This window comes from Pseudomonas sp. SWRI111, assembly GCF_014268555.1.
Classification (GTDB): Bacteria; Pseudomonadota; Gammaproteobacteria; order Pseudomonadales; family Pseudomonadaceae; genus Aquipseudomonas; species Aquipseudomonas hamedanensis.
The window spans coordinates 16,234-38,765 of the sequence record NZ_JABWQQ010000013.1 but is presented as its reverse complement, the minus strand read 5'-3'; the positions used below and the strand labels follow the sequence as shown (position 1 = coordinate 38,765).

At 59.6% G+C, this 22,532-nt stretch carries 24 protein-coding genes and 1 tRNA gene; 19 read left to right on the top strand and 6 right to left on the bottom strand.

Annotation, left to right across the window (positions count from 1 at the left end; genetic code table 11):
- Positions 1-11: 11 nt before the first annotated feature.
- The 18 genes from HU755_RS16185 (at position 12) to HU755_RS16100 (ending at position 17,422) form a co-directional block, all read left to right on the top strand.
- On the top strand, positions 12-1,079 hold the full coding sequence (locus HU755_RS16185; RefSeq protein WP_186634421.1) for a putative urea ABC transporter substrate-binding protein: 1,068 nt from the start codon (positions 12-14) through the stop codon (positions 1,077-1,079).
- A gap of 18 nt (positions 1,080-1,097) precedes the next feature.
- Positions 1,098-1,913: an ABC transporter permease gene (locus HU755_RS16180; RefSeq protein WP_186548921.1), complete on the top strand. Its 816-nt coding sequence runs from the start codon at positions 1,098-1,100 to the stop codon at positions 1,911-1,913.
- On the top strand, positions 1,910-2,698 hold the full coding sequence (locus HU755_RS16175) for an ABC transporter ATP-binding protein (protein ID WP_186634419.1): 789 nt from the start codon (positions 1,910-1,912) through the stop codon (positions 2,696-2,698). Before HU755_RS16180 ends, HU755_RS16175 begins: the two co-directional genes overlap by 4 nt.
- Before the next feature lie 25 nt (positions 2,699-2,723).
- Complete coding sequence (locus HU755_RS16170; RefSeq protein ID WP_186634415.1) at positions 2,724-3,449, top strand: urea amidolyase associated protein UAAP1; 726 nt, start codon at positions 2,724-2,726, stop codon at positions 3,447-3,449.
- A gap of 11 nt (positions 3,450-3,460) precedes the next feature.
- On the top strand, positions 3,461-4,102 hold the full coding sequence (locus tag HU755_RS16165; RefSeq protein ID WP_186634412.1) for an urea amidolyase associated protein UAAP2: 642 nt from the start codon (positions 3,461-3,463) through the stop codon (positions 4,100-4,102).
- Between the two features lie 277 nt (positions 4,103-4,379).
- The gene (gene uca, locus HU755_RS16160) at positions 4,380-8,012 is read left to right on the top strand and encodes an urea carboxylase (RefSeq protein ID WP_186634409.1); all 3,633 of its coding nucleotides are present in this window, start codon (positions 4,380-4,382) and stop codon (positions 8,010-8,012) included.
- Positions 8,013-8,036: 24 nt separating this feature from the next.
- Positions 8,037-9,812, top strand: a complete 1,776-nt coding sequence (atzF, locus tag HU755_RS16155; protein WP_186634406.1) for an allophanate hydrolase — start codon at positions 8,037-8,039, stop codon at positions 9,810-9,812.
- A 226-nt stretch (positions 9,813-10,038) separates the two neighbouring features.
- A complete protein-coding gene (locus HU755_RS16150; protein WP_186621940.1) occupies positions 10,039-11,526 on the top strand; it encodes a sensor domain-containing diguanylate cyclase in 1,488 nt (495 codons plus the stop codon).
- The gene (locus HU755_RS16145; RefSeq protein WP_186634403.1) at positions 11,519-11,749 is read left to right on the top strand and encodes a cysteine-rich CWC family protein; all 231 of its coding nucleotides are present in this window, start codon (positions 11,519-11,521) and stop codon (positions 11,747-11,749) included. The genes HU755_RS16150 and HU755_RS16145 overlap by 8 nt, the downstream gene beginning before the upstream one ends.
- A gap of 33 nt (positions 11,750-11,782) precedes the next feature.
- Positions 11,783-12,475 carry a pseudouridine synthase gene (locus tag HU755_RS16140; protein WP_186634400.1) on the top strand — a complete coding sequence of 231 codons (693 nt, stop codon included), beginning with the start codon at positions 11,783-11,785 and terminating at the stop codon, positions 12,473-12,475.
- A 316-nt stretch (positions 12,476-12,791) separates the two neighbouring features.
- A complete protein-coding gene (locus HU755_RS16135) occupies positions 12,792-13,676 on the top strand; it encodes an alpha/beta fold hydrolase (RefSeq protein ID WP_186634398.1) in 885 nt (294 codons plus the stop codon).
- Between the two features lie 157 nt (positions 13,677-13,833).
- Positions 13,834-13,907: transfer RNA gene (locus HU755_RS16130), tRNA-Gly, on the top strand.
- 250 nt (positions 13,908-14,157) lie between these two features.
- Positions 14,158-14,475, top strand: coding sequence for a helix-turn-helix transcriptional regulator (locus HU755_RS16125; protein ID WP_186634397.1), 318 nt, complete (start codon positions 14,158-14,160; stop codon positions 14,473-14,475).
- Positions 14,468-15,727, top strand: coding sequence for a type II toxin-antitoxin system HipA family toxin (locus HU755_RS16120; RefSeq protein WP_186634394.1), 1,260 nt, complete (start codon positions 14,468-14,470; stop codon positions 15,725-15,727). Before HU755_RS16125 ends, HU755_RS16120 begins: the two co-directional genes overlap by 8 nt.
- Positions 15,728-15,963: 236 nt before the next feature.
- Complete coding sequence (locus tag HU755_RS16115; protein WP_016771297.1) at positions 15,964-16,143, top strand: type II toxin-antitoxin system HicA family toxin; 180 nt, start codon at positions 15,964-15,966, stop codon at positions 16,141-16,143.
- A gap of 35 nt (positions 16,144-16,178) precedes the next feature.
- Positions 16,179-16,586 carry a type II toxin-antitoxin system HicB family antitoxin gene (locus HU755_RS16110; protein WP_186634392.1) on the top strand — a complete coding sequence of 136 codons (408 nt, stop codon included), beginning with the start codon at positions 16,179-16,181 and terminating at the stop codon, positions 16,584-16,586.
- A gap of 177 nt (positions 16,587-16,763) precedes the next feature.
- Positions 16,764-17,066 (top strand): type II toxin-antitoxin system HigB family toxin, encoded by a 303-nt coding sequence (locus tag HU755_RS16105; protein ID WP_186621946.1) that lies wholly within the window; start codon positions 16,764-16,766, stop codon positions 17,064-17,066.
- A complete protein-coding gene (locus tag HU755_RS16100; RefSeq protein ID WP_186621947.1) occupies positions 17,066-17,422 on the top strand; it encodes a type II toxin-antitoxin system HigA family antitoxin in 357 nt (118 codons plus the stop codon). Before HU755_RS16105 ends, HU755_RS16100 begins: the two co-directional genes overlap by 1 nt.
- A 184-nt stretch (positions 17,423-17,606) precedes the next feature.
- Here HU755_RS16100 and tam read toward each other — a convergent pair whose 3' ends face one another.
- Positions 17,607-18,377 carry a trans-aconitate 2-methyltransferase gene (gene tam / locus HU755_RS16095; protein WP_186634390.1) on the bottom strand — a complete coding sequence of 257 codons (771 nt, stop codon included), beginning with the start codon at positions 18,375-18,377 and terminating at the stop codon, positions 17,607-17,609.
- 174 nt (positions 18,378-18,551) lie between these two features.
- Here tam and HU755_RS16090 point away from each other — a divergent pair, with 174 nt between their 5' ends.
- Positions 18,552-18,962: a low affinity iron permease family protein gene (locus HU755_RS16090; RefSeq protein ID WP_186621950.1), complete on the top strand. Its 411-nt coding sequence runs from the start codon at positions 18,552-18,554 to the stop codon at positions 18,960-18,962.
- 218 nt (positions 18,963-19,180) lie between these two features.
- On the opposite strand, the gene HU755_RS16085 is transcribed toward HU755_RS16090, so the two are convergent.
- The 5 genes from HU755_RS16085 to HU755_RS16065 all read right to left on the bottom strand — a co-directional run bounded on the left by HU755_RS16085 (position 19,181) and on the right by HU755_RS16065 (position 22,529).
- Positions 19,181-19,684, bottom strand: coding sequence for a DUF4142 domain-containing protein (locus HU755_RS16085; RefSeq protein ID WP_186548949.1), 504 nt, complete (start codon positions 19,682-19,684; stop codon positions 19,181-19,183).
- Positions 19,685-19,876: 192 nt separating this feature from the next.
- A complete protein-coding gene (locus tag HU755_RS16080) occupies positions 19,877-20,515 on the bottom strand; it encodes a LysE family translocator (RefSeq protein WP_186548950.1) in 639 nt (212 codons plus the stop codon).
- A gap of 60 nt (positions 20,516-20,575) precedes the next feature.
- Positions 20,576-20,992 carry a fosfomycin resistance glutathione transferase gene (gene fos, locus HU755_RS16075; protein ID WP_186634388.1) on the bottom strand — a complete coding sequence of 139 codons (417 nt, stop codon included), beginning with the start codon at positions 20,990-20,992 and terminating at the stop codon, positions 20,576-20,578.
- A gap of 4 nt (positions 20,993-20,996) precedes the next feature.
- The gene (locus HU755_RS16070; protein WP_186634386.1) at positions 20,997-21,713 is read right to left on the bottom strand and encodes a hypothetical protein; all 717 of its coding nucleotides are present in this window, start codon (positions 21,711-21,713) and stop codon (positions 20,997-20,999) included.
- A gap of 39 nt (positions 21,714-21,752) precedes the next feature.
- A complete protein-coding gene (locus tag HU755_RS16065; RefSeq protein ID WP_346655437.1) occupies positions 21,753-22,529 on the bottom strand; it encodes a hypothetical protein in 777 nt (258 codons plus the stop codon).
- Between the last annotated feature and the right edge of the window lie 3 nt (positions 22,530-22,532).

Genomic DNA, 22,532 nt, shown 5'->3' with positions numbered 1-22,532 from the left:
GAGAATCCGCCATGACCCGACTACGTTTGCCCGCCCTGCTCGCCGCCGCCTTCGCCGCGCTCATCAGCACCCCGTCTTTTGCCGCACAGAAAGACCACTTCAGCGTCTGCTGGACCATCTACGCCGGTTGGATGCCGTGGGAATACGCCGGCAGCCAAGGCATTGTCGACAAATGGGCGAAGAAGTACGGGATCAAGATCGACGTCGTGCAAATCAACGATTACGTCGAATCGATCAACCAGTACACCGCTGGCCAGTTCGACGGCTGCACCATGACCAACATGGACGCGCTGACCATTCCTGCGGCCGGTGGCGTCGACAGCACTGCGCTGATCGTCAGCGACTTCTCCAACGGCAACGACGGTATCGTGATCAAGGGCGAAGGCAAGAAAGTCGCCGATCTCAAGGGCATGGACGTCAATCTGGTCGAGCTGTCCGTCTCGCATTATCTGTTGGCCCGTGCGCTGGATTCGGTAGACCTGACCGAGAAAGACCTGAAAGTGGTCAACACCTCCGACGCCGACATTGCCGCCGCTTTCAACACCGACGAAGTCAACGCCGTGACCACCTGGAACCCGATGCTCTCGGATATCAAGGCCAAACCCGGCGTCACCGAAGTGTTCAATTCCAGCCAGATCCCCGGCGAGATCATGGACATGATGGTGGTCAACAGCGCCACCCTCAAAGACAACCCGGCACTGGGCAAAGCCCTGACCGGTGCGTGGTTCGAAGTGATCGCTCTGATGAACGCGAAGAACGCCGCGAGCAAAGCCGCGCTGGAACACATGGCCAAGGCCTCGGGCACCGATCTGGCCGGATTCCAGGCGCAACTGGACACTACCAGGTTGTTCGCTACACCGAGCGAAGCGCTGAGTTTCGCCACCAGCAAGCAACTGCCGGACACCCTGCGCAAGGTCGCCGAGTTCTCCTTCGAACACGGCTTGCTTGGCGAAGGCGCGAAAGATTCCAGCGCGGTCGGCATGAGCTTCGCCAACGGCGTGACCAGCGGCGACACCGCCAACATCAAGCTGCGTTTCGATCCGACCTACGTGCAGATGGCCGCCGACGCCAAGCTGTAAGCCACGGAGGATTTGGCCATGCGCCTGATCAATCGCCACCCCGATCGCCCGAGTCGCCTGTTGCTGGTGATCCTGCCGTTCGCGCTTGTGCTGTTCGCCTACTTCACAGGCTCGGCCGAACGCCTGGCAGACAACCCCAACGACAAACTGCTGCCCAGCGCCGTGCAGATGAGCGACGCGGTGAAACGCCTGGCTTTCAACGCCGACAGCCGCACCGGTGAATACCTGCTGTGGCAAGACACCGCGTCGAGTCTGCGGCGCTTGGCCATCGGCCTCGGCATCGCCGCACTGGCCGGGCTGTGCCTGGGCATCGCCGCCGGTACTCTGCCGCTGTTCGGCGCGCCGTTGTCGCCGCTGCTGACGGTGCTGTCGATGGTGCCGCCGCTGGCGATCCTGCCGATTCTGTTCATCGTCTTCGGGCTGGGCGAGTTGTCGAAAGTCATGCTGATTGTCATCGGCATTACCCCCGCTCTGGCTCGCGATCTGGAACAACGTGCCCGCGACATCCCGGCCGAACTGCTGATCAAGGCGCAGACGCTCGGCGCCTCGACCTGGACGCTGATGCTGCGCGTGGTCCTGCCGCAGTTGCTGCCGCGCTTGCTGATCTCGCTGCGCTTGATGCTCGGCTCGGCGTGGCTGTTCCTGATTGCCGCCGAAGCCATTGCCTCCACCGATGGCCTCGGCTACCGGATTTTTCTGGTGCGCCGCTACTTGGCGATGGACGTGATTTTGCCGTACGTGGTGTGGATCACCCTGCTCGCCTGGCTGATGGACTGGGGCTTGAAACAGCTGACCCGCCGGGCCTTCCCTTGGTACGAGGGGGCGGCAAAATGAGCTTCATCACGGTGAAAAACGTTTGGCAGCAATACGCCGATCAAGTGGTGCTCGAAGGCTTGAATCTGAGCGTCAACGAGGGTGAGTTCTGCACTCTGGTCGGTGCGTCCGGATGCGGTAAATCGACTTTCCTGCGCCTGCTGCTCGGCCAGGAAACTGCCAGTCGCGGCGAGATCCTGCTCGACGGCCAACCCTTGGCCAGCGAACCCGATGCCAGTCGCGGCGTGGTGTTCCAGCGCTATTCGGTGTTCCCGCATTTGAGCGTGCTCGACAACGTTGCCCTTGGCCTCGAATTACCGCGCGCGCCATTGCTGGGTCGGCTGTTCGGTGGCGCCAAACGCGAGGCCCGCGAGCAGGCAGCGGCGCTGCTGGACAAAGTCGGCCTCGGCCACGCCCTGGACAAATACCCGGCGCAACTGTCCGGCGGTATGCAGCAACGCTTGGCGATTGCCCAGGCGCTGATCATGAAACCGCGCGTGTTGCTGCTTGACGAGCCGTTTGGCGCACTCGATCCGGGCATCCGCAAAGACATGCATGCGCTGCTGCTGGAGTTGTGGCGCGAGACCCGGCTGACGGTGTTCATGGTCACTCACGACTTGTCCGAGGGATTCAATCTCGGCACACGCCTGCTGGTGTTCGACAAGGTTCGCCTCGACCCCCACGCCCCCGGCGCCTATGGCGCACGCATCACCTACGACATCCCGTTGAACAGCGACCGCCGCGCCCGGCGCGCCGCCGTCGAGGCCCTGCCGCTGCCGCTGGCGGGCACCCTTCGCACTGCTTGAGAGGACTGCTTAGATGAACCAGCCGATGACTGATTCAACCCAACTGTTTCCGCCCTTCGCCGAAGAACTGCTGCCCGGTGGCGGGCACCGCTCGTTCGTCTTGAAGCGCGGACAATTGCTGCGCCTGACCGACCTGCGCGGCGGCGCCAACGTCAGCCTGACTTTGCTCAACGCCAATGAAAAAACCGAGCGGCTGAACCTGCCCGACAGCCTCAAATGCCAACACACCGCCAAACTCACCGCCGGCCATTGCCTGTACTCGGACATGGGCCGCATCTTGGCCGCAATCACTGCCGACACCTGCGGCTGGAGCGACAGCCTCGGCGGCGTGCTCTGCGCTGAGGAAGTCGCCGAAAAGTACGGTCAGGGCCGTTACCAGGAACTGCGCAACGGTTTCTTCCGCAACGGCACCGACAACCTGTTGGTGGAACTCGGCAAGTGGGGCCTGGGCCTGTCCGACCTGCTGATGACCCTCAATCTGTTCAGCCGGGTCAACGTCGACGAGGCCGGGCGCTTCCACTTCGTCGAAGGCCATTCGAAGGCCGGCGATTACATCGAGTTGTACGCGCCAATGGACACGCTGGTGGTGCTCACCGCCCTGCAACACCCGATGGATCCGTCCCCCGAATACGCACCAAAACCATTGAAGCTGAGCTGGATGAACGCCGACGCCAGCGTCGCCGAACACTGCCGCACCTCGCGCCCGGAAAACGAGCGCGGCTTCATCAACACCGACCGTTTGTTCGCCTGAGGATCGCTGCCATGTCACTCGCAATCGCCACTTCGCAAAAGCAAGCCGACAGCGCGATCTACCGCGCGACCATTCCTGCCGGCGAACCCTGGCTGATGGAAGTCAAGGCCGGCCAGACCCTGCGCATCCTCGACCTTGAGGGCAATCAAGCGGTCGACACCTTGTTCTACAGCCTCGCCAATCCCAAGGAACGCTACGACGTGCAACGCACCTTGCGCCGGCAGAACAGCGTCTACCTGAGTACCGGCAGCGTGCTGTATTCCAACCTCGGCCGGCCGATGCTGACCATCGTCGCCGACACCTGCGGACGCCACGACACCCTCGGCGGAGCTTGCGCGCAGGAGAGCAACACCGTGCGCTACGCCCTGGAAAAACGCTACATGCACAGCTGCCGCGACAACTACCTGCGCGCCTGCGCCCACGACGGGCGCCTGGGCAAAAGCGACATCGGGCCGAACATCAACTTCTTCATGAACGTGCCAGTGACGGCGGATGGCGGGCTGACCTTCGAGGACGGGATTTCGGCGCCGGGCAAGTACGTCGATTTGCGCGCGGAGATGGACGTGATCGTGCTGATTTCCAACTGCCCGCAGTTGAACAATCCGTGCAATGCCTACAACCCGACACCGGCGGAGTTGCTGGTATGGAACTGAAACTGAAACGCCTGCGCCAGTTGCTATTCGCCCTGTGCCAGGCGCGTTCCGGCCAGTGCCTGAAATCCGACAAACACCACTAAACCCTGTGGGAGCGAGCCTGCTCGCGAATACGGTGTGTCAGACACATCAATATTGACTGACCCAATGCATTCGCGAGCAGGCTCGCTCCCACAAGGGACCTGAGGTGAGCTGGAGAATGTGTTTCCATCCGGGACGGCCCGGATGTCTGTCGAAAAACAGCGGGACGGCCCGCTTGCCCTTCAGGGGTTATGCCATGTTCGAAAAAATTCTCATCGCCAACCGTGGCGCGATTGCCTGTCGCATCCTGCGCACGATTGACGTGCTGAAAGCCAAAGGCGTCGCCGTGTATGCCGAAGCCGACGCTGCCAGCCTGCACATCTCCCAAGCCGCTGAAGCGCACAGTCTCGGCGAAGGCGCGGCGTCCACGACCTATCTGGCGGTCGACAAAATTCTCGCTATTGCCCAACAAAGCGGCGCGACGGCCATTCATCCTGGCTACGGATTCTTGTCGGAAAACGCAGCCTTCGCCGAAGCCTGCGAAGCCCGGGGCATAGCCTTCATCGGCCCGACGCCTGCGCAACTGCGAGTGTTCGGTCTCAAGCACACTGCCCGCGCGCTGGCCAAACAGCACGGCGTACCGATGCTCGAAGGCAGCGACCTGCTCGACAGCCTCGACGCCGCACTGACCGCCGCCGAACACGTCGGCTACCCGGTGATGCTGAAAAGCACGGCTGGCGGCGGTGGCATTGGCATGCGTGTGTGCCGCAGCGCCAGCGAATTGAGCGAATCGTTCGACGCGGTGAAACGCCTCGGCCAGAACAACTTCAGCGACGCCGGTGTGTTCATCGAGAAATACATCGAGCGCGCGCGACATCTGGAAGTACAGGTGTTCGGCGACGGTCGCGGTGAAGTCATCGCCCTTGGTGTGCGCGACTGCTCGGTGCAGCGGCGCAACCAGAAAGTCCTCGAAGAAACCCCGGCGCCGAACCTGCCCGAAGGCATGGCCGATGAGCTGTGCGCTGCGGCGATCAAACTGGCCAAAGCCGTCAGTTACCGCAGCGCCGGCACCGTCGAATTCGTTTTCGACAGCGAGGCGCAGCGTTTCTATTTTCTTGAAGTGAACACGCGATTGCAGGTCGAGCACGGCGTCACCGAACAGGTGTGGGGCGTGGATCTGGTGCGCTGGATGATCGAACTGGCCGCCGATGATCTGCCGCCCCTGCACGAGCTGTATCAAGGGCTGGATCCGCTGGGTCATGCCATTCAGGCCCGTCTGTACGCGGAAGACCCGGGGCGCGATTTTCAGCCGAGTCCGGGCCTGCTGACCGCTGTGCAATTCCCGCCGGCCAACGGTGTTGAGTTGCGCATCGACACCTGGGTCGAGGCCGGCGTCGAGATCCCGCCGTATTTCGATCCGATGATTGCCAAGGTCATCACTTGGGCGCCGAGCCGTGAACAGGCGCGCGCCGAACTGCATCAAGCGCTGGGCGGCACTCTGCTGTATGGCGTGGAAACCAACCGCGATTACCTACGCCAGATTTTGCTCGACGCTCCGTTCGCCAGTGGTGAGCCGTGGACCCGTTGCCTGGAAAAGCTTGTCTACCGCGCCAACACTTTCGAGGTGCTCAGTGCCGGCACGCAGACCACGGTGCAGGATTATCCCGGGCGCCTCGGTTACTGGGCCGTTGGCGTGCCACCTTCGGGTCCGATGGACAGTCGTGCGCTGCGCCTGGGCAACCGCCTGCTCGGCAACGAAGAAGGCGCAGCCGCGCTGGAAATCACCATGAACGGGCCGTTGCTGCGCTTCAATTGCGATGCCGTGGTCGCCGTGACCGGCGCGCCGATCGCCTTGGCGCTTGAGGGTGAAAACGTACCGATGAACACCGCGCTGCTGATCCCGGCAGGCGCGACGTTGCATTTGGGCAACCTCGACGGTGCCGGGGCGCGCAGTTATCTGTGCCTGCGCGGCGGCTTGCAGGTCCCGGATTATCTGGGCAGCAAAAGCACCTTCACCCTCGGCCAGTTTGGCGGTCACGGCGGACGGGCGTTACGCGCCGGCGACGTGTTGCATGTGCCGGCATTGACCGACCGCAGCGCCGGCCAACCGCTCGCCGAACACCACATCACCGCGTTGCCCGACGTGCGGCAGATCCGCGTGATCTACGGTCCGCACGGCGCGCCGGAATATTTCACGGAAAACTACATCGACACGTTTTTCGCCACGCAATGGGAGGTGCACTTCAATTCCAGCCGCACCGGCGTGCGCCTGATCGGACCGAAGCCGGAATGGGTGCGAGCCGACGGTGGCGAAGCGGGGCTGCATCCGTCGAACATTCATGACAATCCGTATGCGATGGGTGCGGTGGATTTCACCGGGGACATGCCGGTGATTCTTGGCCCGGATGGCCCGAGTCTGGGCGGGTTTGTCTGCCCGGTGACGGTGATTGAGGCCGATCTGTGGCAGTTGGGACAGCTCAAGGCCGGCGATAAAATTCAGTTCCTTCCCGTCGACCTCGAAACCGCGCGCAACCTCGCCCTGAAATGGGATCAATGTAGGAGTGAGCCTGCTCGCGATGAAGTTCACGCGGTGTCTGATCTGGCCTCATCGCGAGCAGGCTCACTCCTACAGGGGATCGTGTCGCCTGTGGTTCTTGAGTTGGGTCATGGGGATCGGCGGCTTGTCGGGCGGGTTTCTGGCGACACGCATCTGCTGCTGGAAATCGGCGCGCCCGAACTCGATCTGGTCCTGCGCTTCCGCGCCCACGCGCTGATGCAAGCGCTGGAAAGCAAAACCCTGCACGGTGTGATCGACCTCACCCCGGGCATTCGTTCGCTGCAAGTGCACTACCAACCCGAGCAACTGCCGCTGACCGATCTGCTTGGCATCATCGCCGGCGAATGGGACGCGGTGTGCGCCGCCAAGGACCTGCAAGTGCCGTCGCGTATCGTGCATTTGCCGCTGTCCTGGGATGACCCGGCCTGCCAATTGGCCATCGAAAAATACATGACCACCGTGCGCAAGGACGCGCCATGGTGCCCGAGCAATCTGGAGTTCATCCGGCGCATCAACGACCTGCCGAATCTCGACGAAGTGCAGCGCACGGTGTTCGATGCGAGCTATCTGGTGATGGGCCTTGGCGACGTTTACCTTGGCGCGCCGGTGGCCACACCGCTGGATCCGCGCCATCGTCTGGTGACCACCAAATACAACCCGGCGCGGACCTGGACCGCCGAGAATTCGGTGGGCATCGGCGGTGCGTATATGTGCGTGTACGGCATGGAAGGTCCGGGCGGTTATCAGTTCGTCGGGCGCACATTGCAGATGTGGAATCGCTACCGCGAGGTGGCCGCGTTCGATGGCAAACCATGGCTGCTGCGCTTCTTCGATCAGATTCGGTTCTACCCGGTCAGCGCCGAAGAACTGCTGCGTATTCGCCGCGACTTCCCGCTCGGTCGCTTCGACCTGAACATCGAGCACAGCCAGCTCAACCTCGCCGACTATCAGGCGTTTCTAAGCCAGCAAGCCGAGGGCATCAGCGCCTTTCGCGCGCAGCAACAGGGTGCCTTCAACGCCGAACGCGAACGCTGGATCGCCAGCGGCCAGGCGCACTTCGACAGCGAAGAAGCGGTGCCGGAAGCAAACGAAGACGCGCCACTGGCCAGCGATCAGCACAGCGTCGACAGCCACATCGCCGGCAATCTCTGGCAGGTCCAGGTCGAGGCCGGTCAGCGTGTCGCGGCGGGCGATGTGCTGGTGATTCTCGAGTCGATGAAGATGGAAATCCCCCTGCTCGCACCGCTGGCCGGCGTGGTGCGCGAGATTCGCGTGCAACCCGGTTCAGCAGTGCGCGCCGGGCAACGGGTCGTGGTGCTGGAACTCGACTGAAGCCATTTGGATAAGGATCAACTGATGAATCTGCAACTCGATGCACTGCGCCAGGCCTATCGCAATGGCCAGACCACACCGCGCCAATTGCTGTTGGCCCTGCGGGAGAAAGCCGCTGCGCTGAACCCGGATTACCACCTGTTCATTCACCTGCTCAGCATTGAAGAACTGGAGCCTTACCTCGCCGCCCTCGACGGTCGCGACCTCGACAGCCTGCCGCTGTACGGCGTGCCGTTCGCGATCAAGGACAATATTGACCTGGCCGGCATTGCCACCACCGCCGCGTGCCCGGCGTTTGCTTATGTGCCGCAGCGTTCGGCGACCATCGTCGAGCAACTGCTGGCGCTGGGCGCGATTCCGCTGGGCAAGACCAATCTTGATCAATTCGCCACGGGCCTCAATGGCAGTCGCTCACCTTATGGTGCGTGCCCCAACAGCGCATTGAAGGAATATCCATCCGGCGGTTCCAGCGCCGGGTCGTCCCTGGCGGTGGCGCTGGGCGTGGCAAGTTTTGCCTTGGGCACCGACACTGCCGGCTCGGGCCGGGTGCCGGCGGCGCTGAACAATCTGGTCGGTTTGAAGGCAAGCAAAGGGCTGATTTCCACCGCTGGTGTGCTGCCCGCGTGTCGCACGCTCGATTGCGTGACCACGTTCACCGCCACCGCCCGCGAGGCCAGTCAGTTGCTGGCGCTGGCGGCAAAACCCGATCCGAGGGATGAATACAGTCGCCCCAATCCTGCATGGAATGACGGCTCGGCGTTCGGCGCGCCACGGCCGTTTCGCTTCGGCGTGCCACGGGCGCAGGATCTGCAGTTTTTCGGTTGCAGCGAAGGCCCGCAATTGTTCGCAGCCGCAGTCGAACGGCTCAAGGCCCTCGGTGGCGAAGCGGTCGAGCTGGATCTGTCGCCGTTCCTCGAAGCGGCGCGTTTGCTCTATGACGGGCCGTGGGTTGCCGAGCGCTACAGCGTTGCCGGTGAACTGATGGAACAAAATCCCGAAGCGGTGCTGCCGGTGATCCGGGCGGTGCTGGCGAAGGCGCCGGCCGTGACCGGCGTGCAGACTTTCCGCGCGCAGTATCGATTGCAGGCCTTGAAGGCTGTTTGCGATGAGGCGTTGGAAAATCTCGACTGTGTGCTGACGCCGACCATCGGCCGTCCGGTGACGCTGGCGGAGCTTGTCGCCGAACCGGTGCTGCGCAACTCCGAAATGGGTTACTACACCAACTTCATGAACCTGCTCGATTACGCTGCCGTTGCCGTGCCGACCGCATTCATGAGCAACGGTTTGCCGTGGGGCGTGACGTTGTTTGGTCGGGTGTTTACCGATCAATACTTGCTGAGCGTGGCGGATGCGTTGCAGCGCCAGCAGCAAACCGCACTGCCAACTCCAGCGAATACTGCGCGCAATGACCGCGCGCGGCTCGTGGTCTGCGGCGCGCATTTGCAAGGTCTGGCCTTGAACTGGCAGTTGACCCAGCGTGGCGGGAAACTACTGGAAACCACGTTCAGTTCGCCGGACTATCGACTGCACGCCTTGGCTGGCGGCCCTCCGCTGCGGCCGGGCATGGTGCGGGTGAAGGACAGCGGCGTGGCGATTGCCGTGGAGGTCTGGGAATTGCCGAGCAGCGAACTGGGTTCGTTCCTCACCGGCATTCCAGCGCCGCTGGGGTTGGGCAAGGTGCAACTGGCGGACGGGCGCTGGGAGAGCGGGTTTATCTGTGAGCCGTATGGACTGGAGGGTGCGGTGGATATCAGCCATTTGGGGGGATGGCGGGCGTATCTGAAAACCCTGAACACATAATTCAATAACACTGCAAAACTCCTGTGGGAGCGGGCTTGCTCGCGAAGGCGGTGGGTCATTCAGCCGTGAGGTGGCTGACCTGACGCCTTCGCGAGCAAGCCCGCTCCCACAGGGTTGCGTTTGGCCAGCGAACGCAGGAACGACCATTCGCGCCGCACAGGGAGCAGTTATTTGCGCGCAGTGCCACTAGAATGCTTCCCATCGGGCCACTGCCAACGGAACTGCCATGCCGCTTCGTTCTTCGCTGTACTCGCAACGCTCACTGGTGCTCACCCTGGTCGCCCTGCTCGGCGCCGGGTTTCTCGCCACGTCGCTGCTGAGCTATTACGCCTCGCGCGCGTCGATCCGCGACAACATCGTCAACACCGAACTGCCGCTGACGTCCGATACGGTCTATTCGGAAATCCAGAAAGACCTGGTCCGGCCGATCCTCATTTCTTCGATGATGTCGCGCGACACCTTCATGCGCGACTGGGTGGTCAACGGTGAGCAGAACCCCGAGCAGATGACCCGCTACCTCGACGAGGTGATGACCCATTACGGCGCCTACACCGCGTTTTTCGTTTCCAACACCAGCCTGACCTATTACCACGCCAAAGGCGTGCTCAAACAGGTCAAGATCGATGAGCCGCGCGATGCCTGGTACTTCCGCGTGCGCGACATGAAAGATCCGTATGAGATCAACGTCGACCCGGACTTGGCCAACAAGGACAACCTGACGTTTTTTATCAACTACAAGGTCTACGACTATCACAACCGTTTCATCGGCGCGGCAGGCGTTGGCCTGACCGTCGATGCGGTGATCAAACTGATCGACAAGTATCAACAGCGTTATCAACGCAGCGTCTACTTCGTTGATACCTTTGGCCGCCTCGTCTTGACCGGCGCCGAGGGTGGCCCGGAAGGCGCGCGCATTGGCCAGGGCCTCGGCGAGCTGGAGAGCATGAAAAGTCTGGTCAGCCAATTGCCCAAACCGCACAGCGGCAGCTACGAATATTCCACCCACGGCCAGGGGCATTTTCTCAACGTGCGGTTTATCCCCGAGTTGAACTGGTACCTGTTTGTCGACAAACGCGAAGACGGCGCGCTGAGTGAAATCCGCCAGTCGCTGTATCTCAATCTGCTGATCTGCCTGCTGGTGACGTTGAGCGTGCTGGCCTTGCTCAACCGCGTGATCAAGCGCTTCCAGAGCAAAATCCACGCCCAGGCCACCCTCGACAGCCTCACGGAACTGCCGAACCGCCGCGGCTTCGACATTCTCGCTGTGCAAGCCCTGCACGAAGCCCAACGCGAGACCCGACCGCTGACCGCGTTGCTGCTCGACCTCGATCACTTCAAGGCGTTGAACGACACCTATGGGCACATGGCCGGCGATCAAATACTGATCGGTTTCGCCCGGGATCTGCAAAGCTGTCTGCGCCATGCCGATATCGTCTGCCGCTGGGGCGGTGAGGAATTTATCGTTTTGTTGAAGGACACCGACGGTGACACCGGTCAGAAAATTGCCGAGAAGATCCGTCAACACGTCGAACAACACGAATATGCCTACAACGGCCACAGCCTTCATCTGACCGTCAGCATCGGTGCCACCACCCTGCAACGCGAGGACACCTTGCACAGTCTGCTGTCCCGGGCCGATCATGCGATGTACCGCGCCAAACAAACCGGGCGCAACCGCACCTGCATGGAAATGCCGCACTCGACCTATGCCTGATACCGACGTCAAACCCGACCACTGCCCGGCCTGCGGCGCACGCAACGATTGCAGCCTCGCCGACCCGCGTACCGCCGACCGCGAATGCTGGTGCTACTCCGTGACGATCGACCCGGCCGTGCTTGAAGCTCTGCCCCCAGCATTGCGCGACAAGTCCTGCCTGTGTCCGCGTTGCGCCCAGGTCGAGGCGCAACTGCAAGCGGCCAAGCCAGCGATCCCGTAAGATGCGCGGCCCTTTATCCGTTGAAATCTGACCATGCGCGTCGACCGTTTCCTCAGTAATCTGCCCCGCTACAACCGCCAGCAGGTTCGCCTGTTGCTGGTGGAAAAGCGCGTGCGGGTCGACGGAAAAATCGTCAGCGATCCGCACACTGAGGTGCTGGAGTTCAGCCGGGTCGAAGTCGACGATGAGGTCCTGCAGAGCGGCAAGGCAGCGCGCTACTTCATGCTGCACAAACCGCCAGGCTGCGTCAGCGCCACCCGTGATCCGCAGCATATGACCGTGCTCGACCTGTTCGATGAGCCAGCCAAGGACGACCTGCACATCGCCGGGCGTCTGGATTTCAATACCACCGGTCTGATGTTGATCACCAACGATGGCGCCTGGTCGCGCCGCCTGACCCAGCCGCAAACGAAACTGCCGAAGGTCTATTACGTTGAGACCGAGCAGGACATCGGCGCGGACTATGCGCTGCAATTTGCCAAGGGCATCTACTTCGCTTTCGAGGACCTGACCACGCAACCGGCGCAGCTCGATCTGCTCGGCCCACGCTCGGCGCGGTTGAGCATCGTTGAAGGCCGTTATCATCAGGTCAAGCGCATGTTCGGTTTCTTCGACAACAAAGTCTTGCGCCTGCACCGCGAATCGATGGGCGAGCTGGCCCTGGATAACGCGCTAAAACCGGGCGAATACCGCGCTTTACGCACCGAAGAGATTCATTTGTTCTAAGCCGGCGACCGCTCAGCCGAAGTTGTCGAACAATTTGCCAACGGCACTTGCGTGATCCTGAGTCCCCTGCTTGAATCAGGACGTCGGCCGAAATGTGACCGATGAGTCACCACATACTTCCAAGAAACTTTTTGTCGGTCGTCTGCCCTCAAGGGCTGCGCCTCAGCCGGCAATCTGCCCGCCAATAACAACACCCGTCGACCTGCCGTACCGGATCGACATGGGCCAGCAAATTTCAGGCGTATGCCTACCTGTCACAAAGCTCGTGCAATCTCGATTGCGCGCATACCCGCTTGCTTGCCAGGAGTCTTATGACATGAGGCCAGAAATCGCTGTGCTGGATATACAGGGTCAGTATCGGGTTTACACGGAGTTCTATCGCGCAGACGCCGCAGAAAAGACCATCATTCTGGTCAACGGCTCGATGGCCACGACTGCGTCGTTTGCACAGACCGTGAAAAACCTGCACCCGCAATTCAACGTGGTCTGCTACGACCAGCCCTACGCGGGACGGTCAAAAGCCCACAACCTGCACGAGAAACATCTGACGAAGGAAGTCGAAGGGCAGATTCTGCTGGAGCTGATCGACCACTTCGCCGCCGAACACGTGCTGTCGTTCTCCTGGGGCGGCGCCGCGACGCTGGTCGCCCTCGCCCAGCAGCCCCGGCGCATCGAAAAAGCCGTGATCAGCTCGTTCTCACCCGTAATCAACGCGCACATGCTCGATTACCTCGAACGCGGCGTCGACTATCTCGGCAGCCGCGACGGCGACCGGGTCGGCCATCTGGTCAACAACACCATCGGCAAACACCTTCCGTCGTTGTTCAAACGCTTCAACTACCGCCACGTCAGCAGCCTGGCCGAGCATGAATACGGGCAGATGCACTTCCACATCAACGACGTGCTGCACAGCGATCGGCAGTGCTATTTGAATGCGGCCAAAAAAATCAACGTACCGGTGTTGTTTTTAAACGGCGAATGGGACGAATACACCGCCGCCGAAGATGCACGCCTGTTCGGCAATCACGTCGCGCACAGCACCTTCACCACTCTGCAAGCCACCGGGCACTTTCTCGACATGGAGCACAAAGCCGCCTGCCGCGACAGCCAGAACGCCCTGCTCGGCTTTCTGAAACCTGCGCCGCAGGCCAGCCGAATGCGCTACTCGTTTGTGCAGGATCAACATGCATTGGCCATTTGAAACAGCGTCATCGCGGGCAAGGCTGCACGCTTGAGGTGTTTGTTTGCCCGGCGCAGCCCTTGCTCGCGATTGACCGCTTTATGCGTACGAAAGCCATCGGATAGAAAAGAAAACTTCAAATCCGTGGCCGAGTCTGGTACAAAGTCAGCCGCTTTGAGCGGGTATAGTTTAGTGGTAGAACGAAAGCTTCCCAAGCTTTAGATGAGGGTTCGATTCCCTCTACCCGCTCCACCGAATATTGATCTCGCGTTGTGTTGTCTGACGAGGGATGCAGCAATAGAAAAACCGGCCTTGATGGTCGGTTTTTTTGTGTCTGGAATTTGGTAGAAGACAATTTCAGGGAAAACCTTTCAGTTTCAAAAGAACACATTCCGAGTAAATTAAATCCATTTTTACGTGTTTTATCTGAATCGATGGCACGTAACATCTGTTATTTTGGATTTACTTCAGACGTTTCCTTTGTTCATTAAGAGATTCTGTCATGCTGGACCTTGATCTCAGCACACCCGCCGAAATCGTCAAACGCATCTGCGGTCGGCTTCGTAAGGAACGGCTCGCTTTGGAAATGACTCAGGCTGATGTGGCTGCACGCGCCGGTATCGGAATAAACACCGTATCCAATCTGGAGTCTGGACGTAACGTCGGTTTCGAGAGTCTGGTGCGCGTTGCAATGGTGCTCGGGCGAGGAAAAGAACTCGAAGACCTGTTCCAGCCGAAGCTCGAAACCCTGGAAGACATTCTGCGTTACGAAAACAGCGCCAAGCGTCAGCGCATCAAAAGGAAACCTGATAATGCTTGAAAGAGTTGACGTTTATTACGACGGTTGGGGTGAGCGCTGGCTGTGGGGATCGCTTGTTTCCACCACAGCCTTGACCGGGCGTCCGTTGATCGTGTTCGAGTACAGCGACGAGGCAAAGAAAAAAGGCTTGGAACTGTCCTCCCTTCGCCTCCCTTTAGCGGGTGGGAAACTACGGCGAGATTTTCCATCGCATCAAATGGGTCTTCCCGGCCCTGTATATGATGCGTTGCCGGATGGTTGGGGCATGCTTCTGATGGATCGCTTGTTCAAACGTCGCGGCCTCAACGCTGCGCGCATTGGTCCTCTGGAGCGTTTGGCCTACGTCGGCGGAAACGCGATGGGCGCCATGTCGTTCGAGCCTGTCGCTCCCGAGCTACTGGTAGCGGCTACCCATGGCCCGATTGAAGTGCTGGCGGCTGAAGTACGCGAAGTGCTCAACGGTGAAGGTACAGAGTTGTTGCAGAAATTATTGTTGGTGGGTGGCTCGCCGCAAGGTGCCAGACCCAAGGGTTTGGTATATCGCGATCCCGAAAACGGAACGTTTACCACAGCGGCTGCTTCTGGATTCGAAGCCTGGCTAGTGAAATTCCCCGGTCAGGGCGAGCATCCCGAAGTCTGCGCAGTCGAAATGGCCTATTCACAATGCCTGCGTTTGTGCGGCATTGAGACGCCTGATAGCCAACACTTCCGCCTGCCTGACGGGATGTCCGCTTTCGCCAGCAAACGCTTTGATCGACAGAACGGCCTGCGCATCCCCATGCAGAGTCTCGCAGCCCTGACTGGAGCCGACTTTCGATCCCCCGGCGCATTGGATTACGTGAACTTTCTCCGCGCTACCCATCACTGCACGAATGACGTGCGCGAAAAAGCGCTGGCCTTCGAACGTGCGGTTTTCAACGTCGCATTCAACAACCGGGACGATCATCCGAAGAATTTTGCCTATCTCATGTCGTCTGCCGGTGAGTGGAAGTTGTCGCCTGCCTTCGACGTAACCTTTTGCGAAGGGCCCGGCGGTTATCACCAAATGGATGTCATGGGTGAAGCTTTGCAAATTGGCCGTAAAGAGGTGCTGCGGCTTGCACAGGAAGCGGAAGTCTCCAGCCACAAAGCGCAGGACGTGATTGATCGAATTTGCGCTGTTGCCAGCCGGTTTTCGACAATTGCTGCCGAGCTGCTTCCGAACGAGATAACCCCAGAGACTTTGCAAGTCATTCAAAACAGGATCGATATCAACGCCGCCCTCCTTCGTTGAACCGACAGCTACGTTCGCTCAACCAGTCGCTACAGGCTGATTGATGCGCCTCCGTTTTGCCGCGTTAATTTTCATGGCAAAACACTGCAACACACCCACCTCTCCTCGAAATATGCGCGGCCTAGACTGACTTGGCCACCTTGCCGGACGGCACCCATGGCCGCACGGTAGCAAGTCTATTGATCTGCACAGATCAGTAGGTATAGTAACCACCAAGCACACCACAAGGAGGTGTTGTGAATAGCCGTTTTTTAATCGGACAACTCGTCGCAGACGGTTGGTTTCTGGTGCGCATCAGGGGCAGCCATCATCACTTCAAGCATCCGACCAAACCTGGACTGGTAACGGTGCCGCATCCGAAAAAGGATCTGCTCAAAAAAACGGCCATCAGTATTTTGCAACAGGCCATGCTCTGAATCCGTTCTCAGCACTGCCATGGAGGATCACGAACATGCTTTACCCGATTGCGATTTCAATAGGCGATGAGGAACACGCTTGGGGAGTTGAGGTGCCGGACATTCCCGGGTGTTTTTCTGCCGGCGATGACCTTGATGACGCCGTCGCCATGGCGCGCGAGGCGATTGAAGGTCATTTCGAAATTCTGGCAGACGACGGTGCGCCGATTCCATCGGCCAGCAAATTGGGCCTGCATGTCGCCAATCCGAAGTACGCCGGATGCGCGTGGGCGGTAGTGGATATCGACGTGGTCAAATACCTGGGCAAAGCACAGAAGCTCAACATCACTCTGCCAGGGCGCTTGCTCAACCGCATTGATGAATACGTGTTGCATCATCCAGAGGAAAAAAGCCGATCGGGATTTCTGGCTTCGGCGGCGTTGAAGGTATTGCAGCAAGGTTAAAAAACTCTTACTGACCAACCGGCTCTCAGTAGCTGGTTTTTTCATGTTTGAAGCTTGCACCAATGCATCCAGTACATGCCTTGAAATTCAATGTTGAACGCCCGTCCGAAAGGCGCATTCAAGATTGCCTCTCCACTGAGTAACGACTAACATCTCCCATATCGGGAGGAGGCATGGATGCGGATAATTGCAAGAGCGACGCTAAGACAATTTTGGGAAAGCACACCAGCTCATGCTGATGCTAAAACACCGCTTGTTGAATGGTACCGCCATATGGAAAAGGCGATTTATCGAACTCCGCAAGAGGTTAAAGCCGAGCTGAGAACGGCCAGTGTCCTCAGGGGAGCCAGGGTGGTATTCAATATCGGCGGGAATAAATATCGAGTGATTCTGGCGATCGACTACCAACGGCAACTCGGCTTTATCCGCTTCGTTGGGACCCACGCTCAATACGACCAGATCAACGCGGAGACCGTTTAATGAACATCAAACCCATTCGTAGCCCCGAAGACCTGACCGCAGCATTGCTGCGCATGGAACAGCTGTGGGGTGCAGAAATCGAATCGCCGGAAGGCGATGAGTTGGAAATTCTCGCGCTGCTGATTGAAAAGTATGAGGAGAAGAATTTTCCGATGCCGCCTTCTGATCCCATTGAAGCCATCAAATTTCGTATGGATCAGCAAGGTTTGACGCCGCGGGATCTTGAGCCCTTTATCGGCACTAGCGGCCGTGTTTCGGAAGTGTTGAACCGCAAGCGCAAGCTGAGTCTGGCAATGATCAAACGTCTGCACGATGGCTTGCGTATTCCTTATGAATGCCTGCTCGCCAGTGTCTGATGCAGAGAGATATCGCATAAAAAACCGGTCGCAATGACCGGTTTCTTTTTGCCCGAAATTCAGCGCTGCCCACCCGGCCCCTCACCCTGGCCCTCTCACGAGGGAGAAGGAACCGACTGAGTTCTTTTCCAGAGTCGCGCCGACCTGAAACAACCTGTCGAACTAAAACAGAGAGACGCCGCATTCACCGGGTCGCAACAATAAACAGCCGGGGAAACGGCAACAGCACTGAGCCATCAGCCAATGCTGGATAAGCCTCTGAAACAGCTGCCAGATACCGTTCCAGATACTGCGCCCGCTCCTCCTCGGTCAACGGGCTCAGAAACGGAATCAACCCGCTGCCCTTGAACCACTCCACCACCCCTGCCGCCCCACCCGGCAACTGATGGTGATAAGTGGTGCGCCAGACATCGACGCGCGAGCAATGCGGCCGCAGCATCGAGAAATACTCAGTGGCACTCGCCATGTCGGTGCGCTGCCCGGCGGCGCCACTGAGCTTGCTCGCCCACGGCCCGTTGGCGGCCACTTCGCGCATCAAGCGGTGGGACGGTTCGTTGAGGTTATCCGGCATCTGGATCGCCAGGCTGCCACCGGCGACAAGTTTGCTCACCAGGGCTGGCAGCAACGAGGCGTGATCAGGCACCCATTGCAGGACCGCGTTGGCGAAGATCACATCGAACGGGCCGGCATCGGCCCATCGGTCGATTTCGACCACCTCAAATTGCAACCCGGGCAGGCGCTTGCGCGCGGCATCGATCATGTCCGCCGAACTGTCCAGACCACTGACATTCGCCTCGGGAAACCGCTGCACCAACAATTCCGTGGAATTACCAGGCCCACAACCGATATCCACCACCGCCCGCGCCTGCGCTGTGGGAATCGCCGCCAGCAGATCACGGGCCGGGCGGGTGCGTTCATCTTCGAAAGCGACGTATTGCTGGGCAGACCAACTCATGACGTTCTCCTGTCGGGGCGTTCTGGCAACGTGGGAAAAACAGCTGCCGATACGATACAGCGATCCGCGCGGCGTGCCTTCCCTACCAAAGTCCTGCGGCATGACTTTGTAAACAGAATTTTCAGCGCAACGCCGCTGTCTGAATTTCAAGCTCCCAAAACAAGGACTTCCATCATGAAATTCGCAAAAATCGCCCAGAAACTTGCCCTGTGGGCCGGTAGCCCGAAGACGTTCATGGGGGCGTTGATCCTGATTGGGTTGTGGGGTTTGAGTGGACCGATTTTTGGCTACAACGATACCTGGCAACTGATCATCAATACCTCGACGACGATCATTACGTTCCTGATGGTCTTCCTGATTCAGAACACGCAAAACCGTGACACCGACATTCTGCATTTAAAGCTTGATGAGTTGCTGCGGGTGAACAAGGAAGCGCAGAACGCGATGCTCGGGCTGGAGGCGCTGGATCTCAAGCAACTTGAGGCGTTGCGCCGGCATTACCGTTCGTTGGGCGAAAGCGAGGTGTTCAATCTTGACGGGCTGGGGGACAAGAGCAAACCGAAACAGAATCTGAATGAGTGCTGAGCAATTCAAGTGAGGGCAACAGACAAGGAGCGAGGCTGCTCGCGGATGCGGTGTGTCAGCGAATAGTGGTTCGCCTGAAACTCCGCCTTCGCGAGCAGGCTCGCTCCCATAGGGGACACATCGCATTTCAACTGGCGGGCGCAAAAAAACCTTCGGCAGTGCCTGCATCAAGCAGGTACCGCCGAAGGCTCGGGCCGCGTTACAACCATTCGGTGAGATTAGCGACTGGCCTGCAACGCGCGGGCCTTCTCCAGATGGCTCTGCAGTTTCGGCAAAGTCTCATCGGCAAAGGCTTTGATTTCCGGCACGTCGGTGGTCTTCGCCTGCTGCTCGATCTGGGTGATGGCCTCTTCAGTGGCCTTGACCTGGCTGGCGGCGTAGGCCTGATCGAACGTGGCGCCGTCCTGCACTTGCGGCATCAGCGCTTTGGCCTTGTCGGCCAGTTCTTCACGGGGCGCGACAGGCAGGTCGAGCTTCTTGGCGATTTTCGCCAAATGCTGGTTGGCCGTCGTGCGGTCGTTGATGACGACGATGGTGTAATCCTTGACCTCTTTGGATTCGGCTTTGCCGTGGGCCAAGCGGCTGGCCTCGATGTCGGCCATGCCTTTGGCTGACGCATCGTTGATGAATTCGGCAGGCGACTGGGCAAAGGCACTGTTCGCGCACAGGCTGAACAGGGCGGCAAAACTGACGTTGCGTATACGGGTGGCCATCCGGCTCATGGTCGCGCCCTCCTTCGTTGAAAATTCAAGCAGGCACTGGAGCGCCCTGCGGCTGAAATGTTCGTGGCGAGCCAACGCCCGCCTCAGTTAGGAATCCTTTGACGGTCAAAGGTTTAGAAAAATCCTCCGGGCCGCGACGAACGGCGCCGTCAGTGAACGCGCACGCGCCGCCGGGCAGCCTTCTGCCGGACCTCACGCCTTGTTCGGCATCAGCCCCGGCAGCGCGTGCATCAGCGCGTTGATAGCAAAACCGATAAACATCACTCCGCACAACCGGGTGATGAGCAGTTCGTGACGCTGATACACCGTGCGCACCCGCTGCGCCCCGACTACGCCAATGAGGATGGCGTAGGCCAGCGCGCCACCGACAAAACTCAGGGCAATCAGCGCCGGCAGCATCGACCAGTTGAGCAATTCGGCGCGGCTCGACAGCAACGCGGTAAACGTTGCCACCGCCACCGGGTAGGCCTTGGGGTTGGTCAACCCGAATACGATGCCGTGCCAGAACGGATTGCGCGCCGCCCCCTGCGGCTCGTCACCGTTGCGCCGCCGCGCACGCACGGCGCGCCAGCCGAGCCAGAACAGATACAGACCGCTGAGCACGCCGAGTACATCAAACGCAGTGCTGCCGATTTCCCGGGCGCCGACAATCGCGATCAGCGCCGTGCTGCACCAGACCACATCGCCCAGCAAGTGCCCGCACAGAAATCCGGCCCCGGCCCGTCGCCCATGAGCGGCGCCAATGCCGAACACCGCCAGCACACCTGGCCCCGGCGTGATGCCGTAGATGAAACCCGAGGCCAGAATGGCCATAAGCAACGATGGAGTCATGGAAAACCTGCAAGTGCCAGAACACGTGGCCGCCAGTCTATATCAGCCGACTACGCCGGATCACGGTTCGTCGTGAAAACGCATGCCGGCGTACGGTTTCTGCCGACAGGCCGCCAGCCGCGAGGCGAGATCGCCGACGTGCACTTCCAGTTTGTGTCCGTCGGGGTCGAGAAAGTAGAACGACGCGCCTTCGCTGCGGTTATCCCGCCACGCCTCGACGTCGACCGTTCGCAAGTGCTGCACGAAAACCGGGAAATCCGCCGCGCTCACGCTGAAGGCGTAATGCGTGTAGTCGGCGCTGGGCTCGGTCTTGCGCAACGGATCAAGCGATAGACACAGCCACAGCCCCGGCAAGGACAGATAAGCACCGCTATCCCACGTGGCCTCGACGCGCAGTTGCAGCACATCGCGATAGAAGCGCAGGCTGCGATTCAGATCGCGGACCGCCAATGTCAGGTGGTTGAGGCCGGTGAGCATCGTTTCAGTACCCTCTGAGGTCTTCGGGGACAGTGTATTGCTCGCCGTCGTAGGTCAGGGTGATTCGGGTTTGTTTAAGGTGCGTGGTTTTCGAGAGGCACTCTTTGCCTGACCGGGTGTTTTTCACACGCGTGCCGTTGCTGATGACGAGCAGATCAGCCAGACCATGGTGGCTGGCCGGGCCGATCTCGACGGTGCGGCGAACCTGTTTGACATACCCGTCGCAGTCGCCGGTGAATTCACCATTGTTCTTGTAGACCACCAAGCCTTCAAGCACCGGTCGCAACTCATTGCCTTCGCGGATATACAGCGCCAGATCAGTTTTCTCATACGGCATAGCGCGAGAGCGGTGGGCGAATTTCGAACGCAGACCAAAGGCCCTGACATCCGACGCCAGCCGATAGCGCCCGGTGTCGATGCGCAGGTCATCGAAGCGGATGGCGTCGGAGTTGTAAGCACCGGGTTTGCGGTAAGTGGCGATAGGTTTGGCGTCGTTTGCATTGACGAGTGCCAGATCGAGATCGAACACCCCGACGTCTTCGTCATCCGAATCCGCCAGATAAGTGGATTTGACGGCAATCGCCTGATTCTGCATGGAGGGCCAGACCTTGCAGCGCGACAGGGATTTGCCATCGAAGGCTTTGATGTCGCAAGACGCCTGGGCTTGAGTGGCCAGGGCAAGAAGGCTGAGGGCAATCAGCAGAGGGGCACGGGGAAACATGGTGTTCTTCCTTGATAAAAGTCGTTTGAATCAGGCCGGTTACAAGCCTTTGAAGCCTTGGGGCAGCACGTAGGATTTGCCGTCATAACGCAATGTGGTCAGGGCAGGTTTATAAACTGTGGAGCTGTCCTTACAAGCCTCCCCCTTTCCCGCACTGGTTGTGCCAGTCTGCTGAGTCTTGACGATAAGGTCCGCGTAACCGTGAGAGCGGGTTTTAGCCACTTCCACCGTTCTGGTCATTTCACTTCGCTGACCGGTGCAATCGTCATCCCATTCACCGCTGAACTGGTAAACCAATAATTTTTGCAAGACCGGGCGCAACGTTGCGCCCTCTCTGACGTAGAGCGAAAGCTGAACTTCTTCCAGCGGATTGAGGCGCGATGCGTTAGTAAAACGGGCACGCACGCCGAAGGCACGAAGGTCGGTGGTGAGTGTGTAGCGTGCCGTATCAAGGGACATGTCCGATAACGCGACGCCATCCGATTCGTATACAGAGGCGTGATCATAAGTGGCGGCAGGGCTGCTTTGCCCGTCTTGCGCAACAGACAAATCGAGATCATAAAACCCGTGCGTGCCGCCTTCGCCGTCATCAGCGGAGGGCTTGAAACCTGCTTTGGCGCTGATGGTCTGTCCAGGATAAGCCGGCCATTCCTTGCACACCGAAAAATCCAGATCACCCGACACGGCGGGCGGTGTGCAATCAGCCAGCGCCTGCCCCGCCACCAAACACCCGCAGAGCACTGCGCTGCCGACCCACATGGACTTCGCTGTCACTTTGCCGCTCCTTGATAACGTTTTCAGCGGCGTACTATCCACTCC

Bases quoted from the DNA above. Each gene is read 5' to 3' on its own strand.
- HU755_RS16180 (WP_186548921.1), top strand. From the start codon at position 1,098: ATGCGCCTGATCAATCGCCACCCCGATCGCCCGAGTCGCCTGTTGCTG.
- uca (WP_186634409.1), top strand. From the start codon at position 4,380: ATGTTCGAAAAAATTCTCATCGCCAACCGTGGCGCGATTGCCTGTCGC.
- HU755_RS16135 (WP_186634398.1), top strand. From the start codon at position 12,792: ATGAGGCCAGAAATCGCTGTGCTGGATATACAGGGTCAGTATCGGGTT.
- atzF (WP_186634406.1), top strand. From the start codon at position 8,037: ATGAATCTGCAACTCGATGCACTGCGCCAGGCCTATCGCAATGGCCAG.
- HU755_RS16165 (WP_186634412.1), top strand. From the start codon at position 3,461: ATGTCACTCGCAATCGCCACTTCGCAAAAGCAAGCCGACAGCGCGATC.
- HU755_RS16140 (WP_186634400.1), top strand. From the start codon at position 11,783: ATGCGCGTCGACCGTTTCCTCAGTAATCTGCCCCGCTACAACCGCCAG.
- HU755_RS16100 (WP_186621947.1), top strand. From the start codon at position 17,066: ATGAACATCAAACCCATTCGTAGCCCCGAAGACCTGACCGCAGCATTG.
- HU755_RS16110 (WP_186634392.1), top strand. From the start codon at position 16,179: ATGCTTTACCCGATTGCGATTTCAATAGGCGATGAGGAACACGCTTGG.
- HU755_RS16175 (WP_186634419.1), top strand. From the start codon at position 1,910: ATGAGCTTCATCACGGTGAAAAACGTTTGGCAGCAATACGCCGATCAA.
- HU755_RS16105 (WP_186621946.1), top strand. From the start codon at position 16,764: ATGCGGATAATTGCAAGAGCGACGCTAAGACAATTTTGGGAAAGCACA.
- HU755_RS16085 (WP_186548949.1), bottom strand. From the start codon at position 19,684: ATGAGCCGGATGGCCACCCGTATACGCAACGTCAGTTTTGCCGCCCTG.
- HU755_RS16125 (WP_186634397.1), top strand. From the start codon at position 14,158: ATGCTGGACCTTGATCTCAGCACACCCGCCGAAATCGTCAAACGCATC.
- HU755_RS16145 (WP_186634403.1), top strand. From the start codon at position 11,519: ATGCCTGATACCGACGTCAAACCCGACCACTGCCCGGCCTGCGGCGCA.
- HU755_RS16150 (WP_186621940.1), top strand. From the start codon at position 10,039: ATGCCGCTTCGTTCTTCGCTGTACTCGCAACGCTCACTGGTGCTCACC.
- HU755_RS16170 (WP_186634415.1), top strand. From the start codon at position 2,724: ATGACTGATTCAACCCAACTGTTTCCGCCCTTCGCCGAAGAACTGCTG.
- HU755_RS16080 (WP_186548950.1), bottom strand. From the start codon at position 20,515: ATGACTCCATCGTTGCTTATGGCCATTCTGGCCTCGGGTTTCATCTAC.
- HU755_RS16120 (WP_186634394.1), top strand. From the start codon at position 14,468: ATGCTTGAAAGAGTTGACGTTTATTACGACGGTTGGGGTGAGCGCTGG.
- HU755_RS16090 (WP_186621950.1), top strand. From the start codon at position 18,552: ATGAAATTCGCAAAAATCGCCCAGAAACTTGCCCTGTGGGCCGGTAGC.
- HU755_RS16070 (WP_186634386.1), bottom strand. From the start codon at position 21,713: ATGTTTCCCCGTGCCCCTCTGCTGATTGCCCTCAGCCTTCTTGCCCTG.
- fos (WP_186634388.1), bottom strand. From the start codon at position 20,992: ATGCTCACCGGCCTCAACCACCTGACATTGGCGGTCCGCGATCTGAAT.
- tam (WP_186634390.1), bottom strand. From the start codon at position 18,377: ATGAGTTGGTCTGCCCAGCAATACGTCGCTTTCGAAGATGAACGCACC.
- HU755_RS16185 (WP_186634421.1), top strand. From the start codon at position 12: ATGACCCGACTACGTTTGCCCGCCCTGCTCGCCGCCGCCTTCGCCGCG.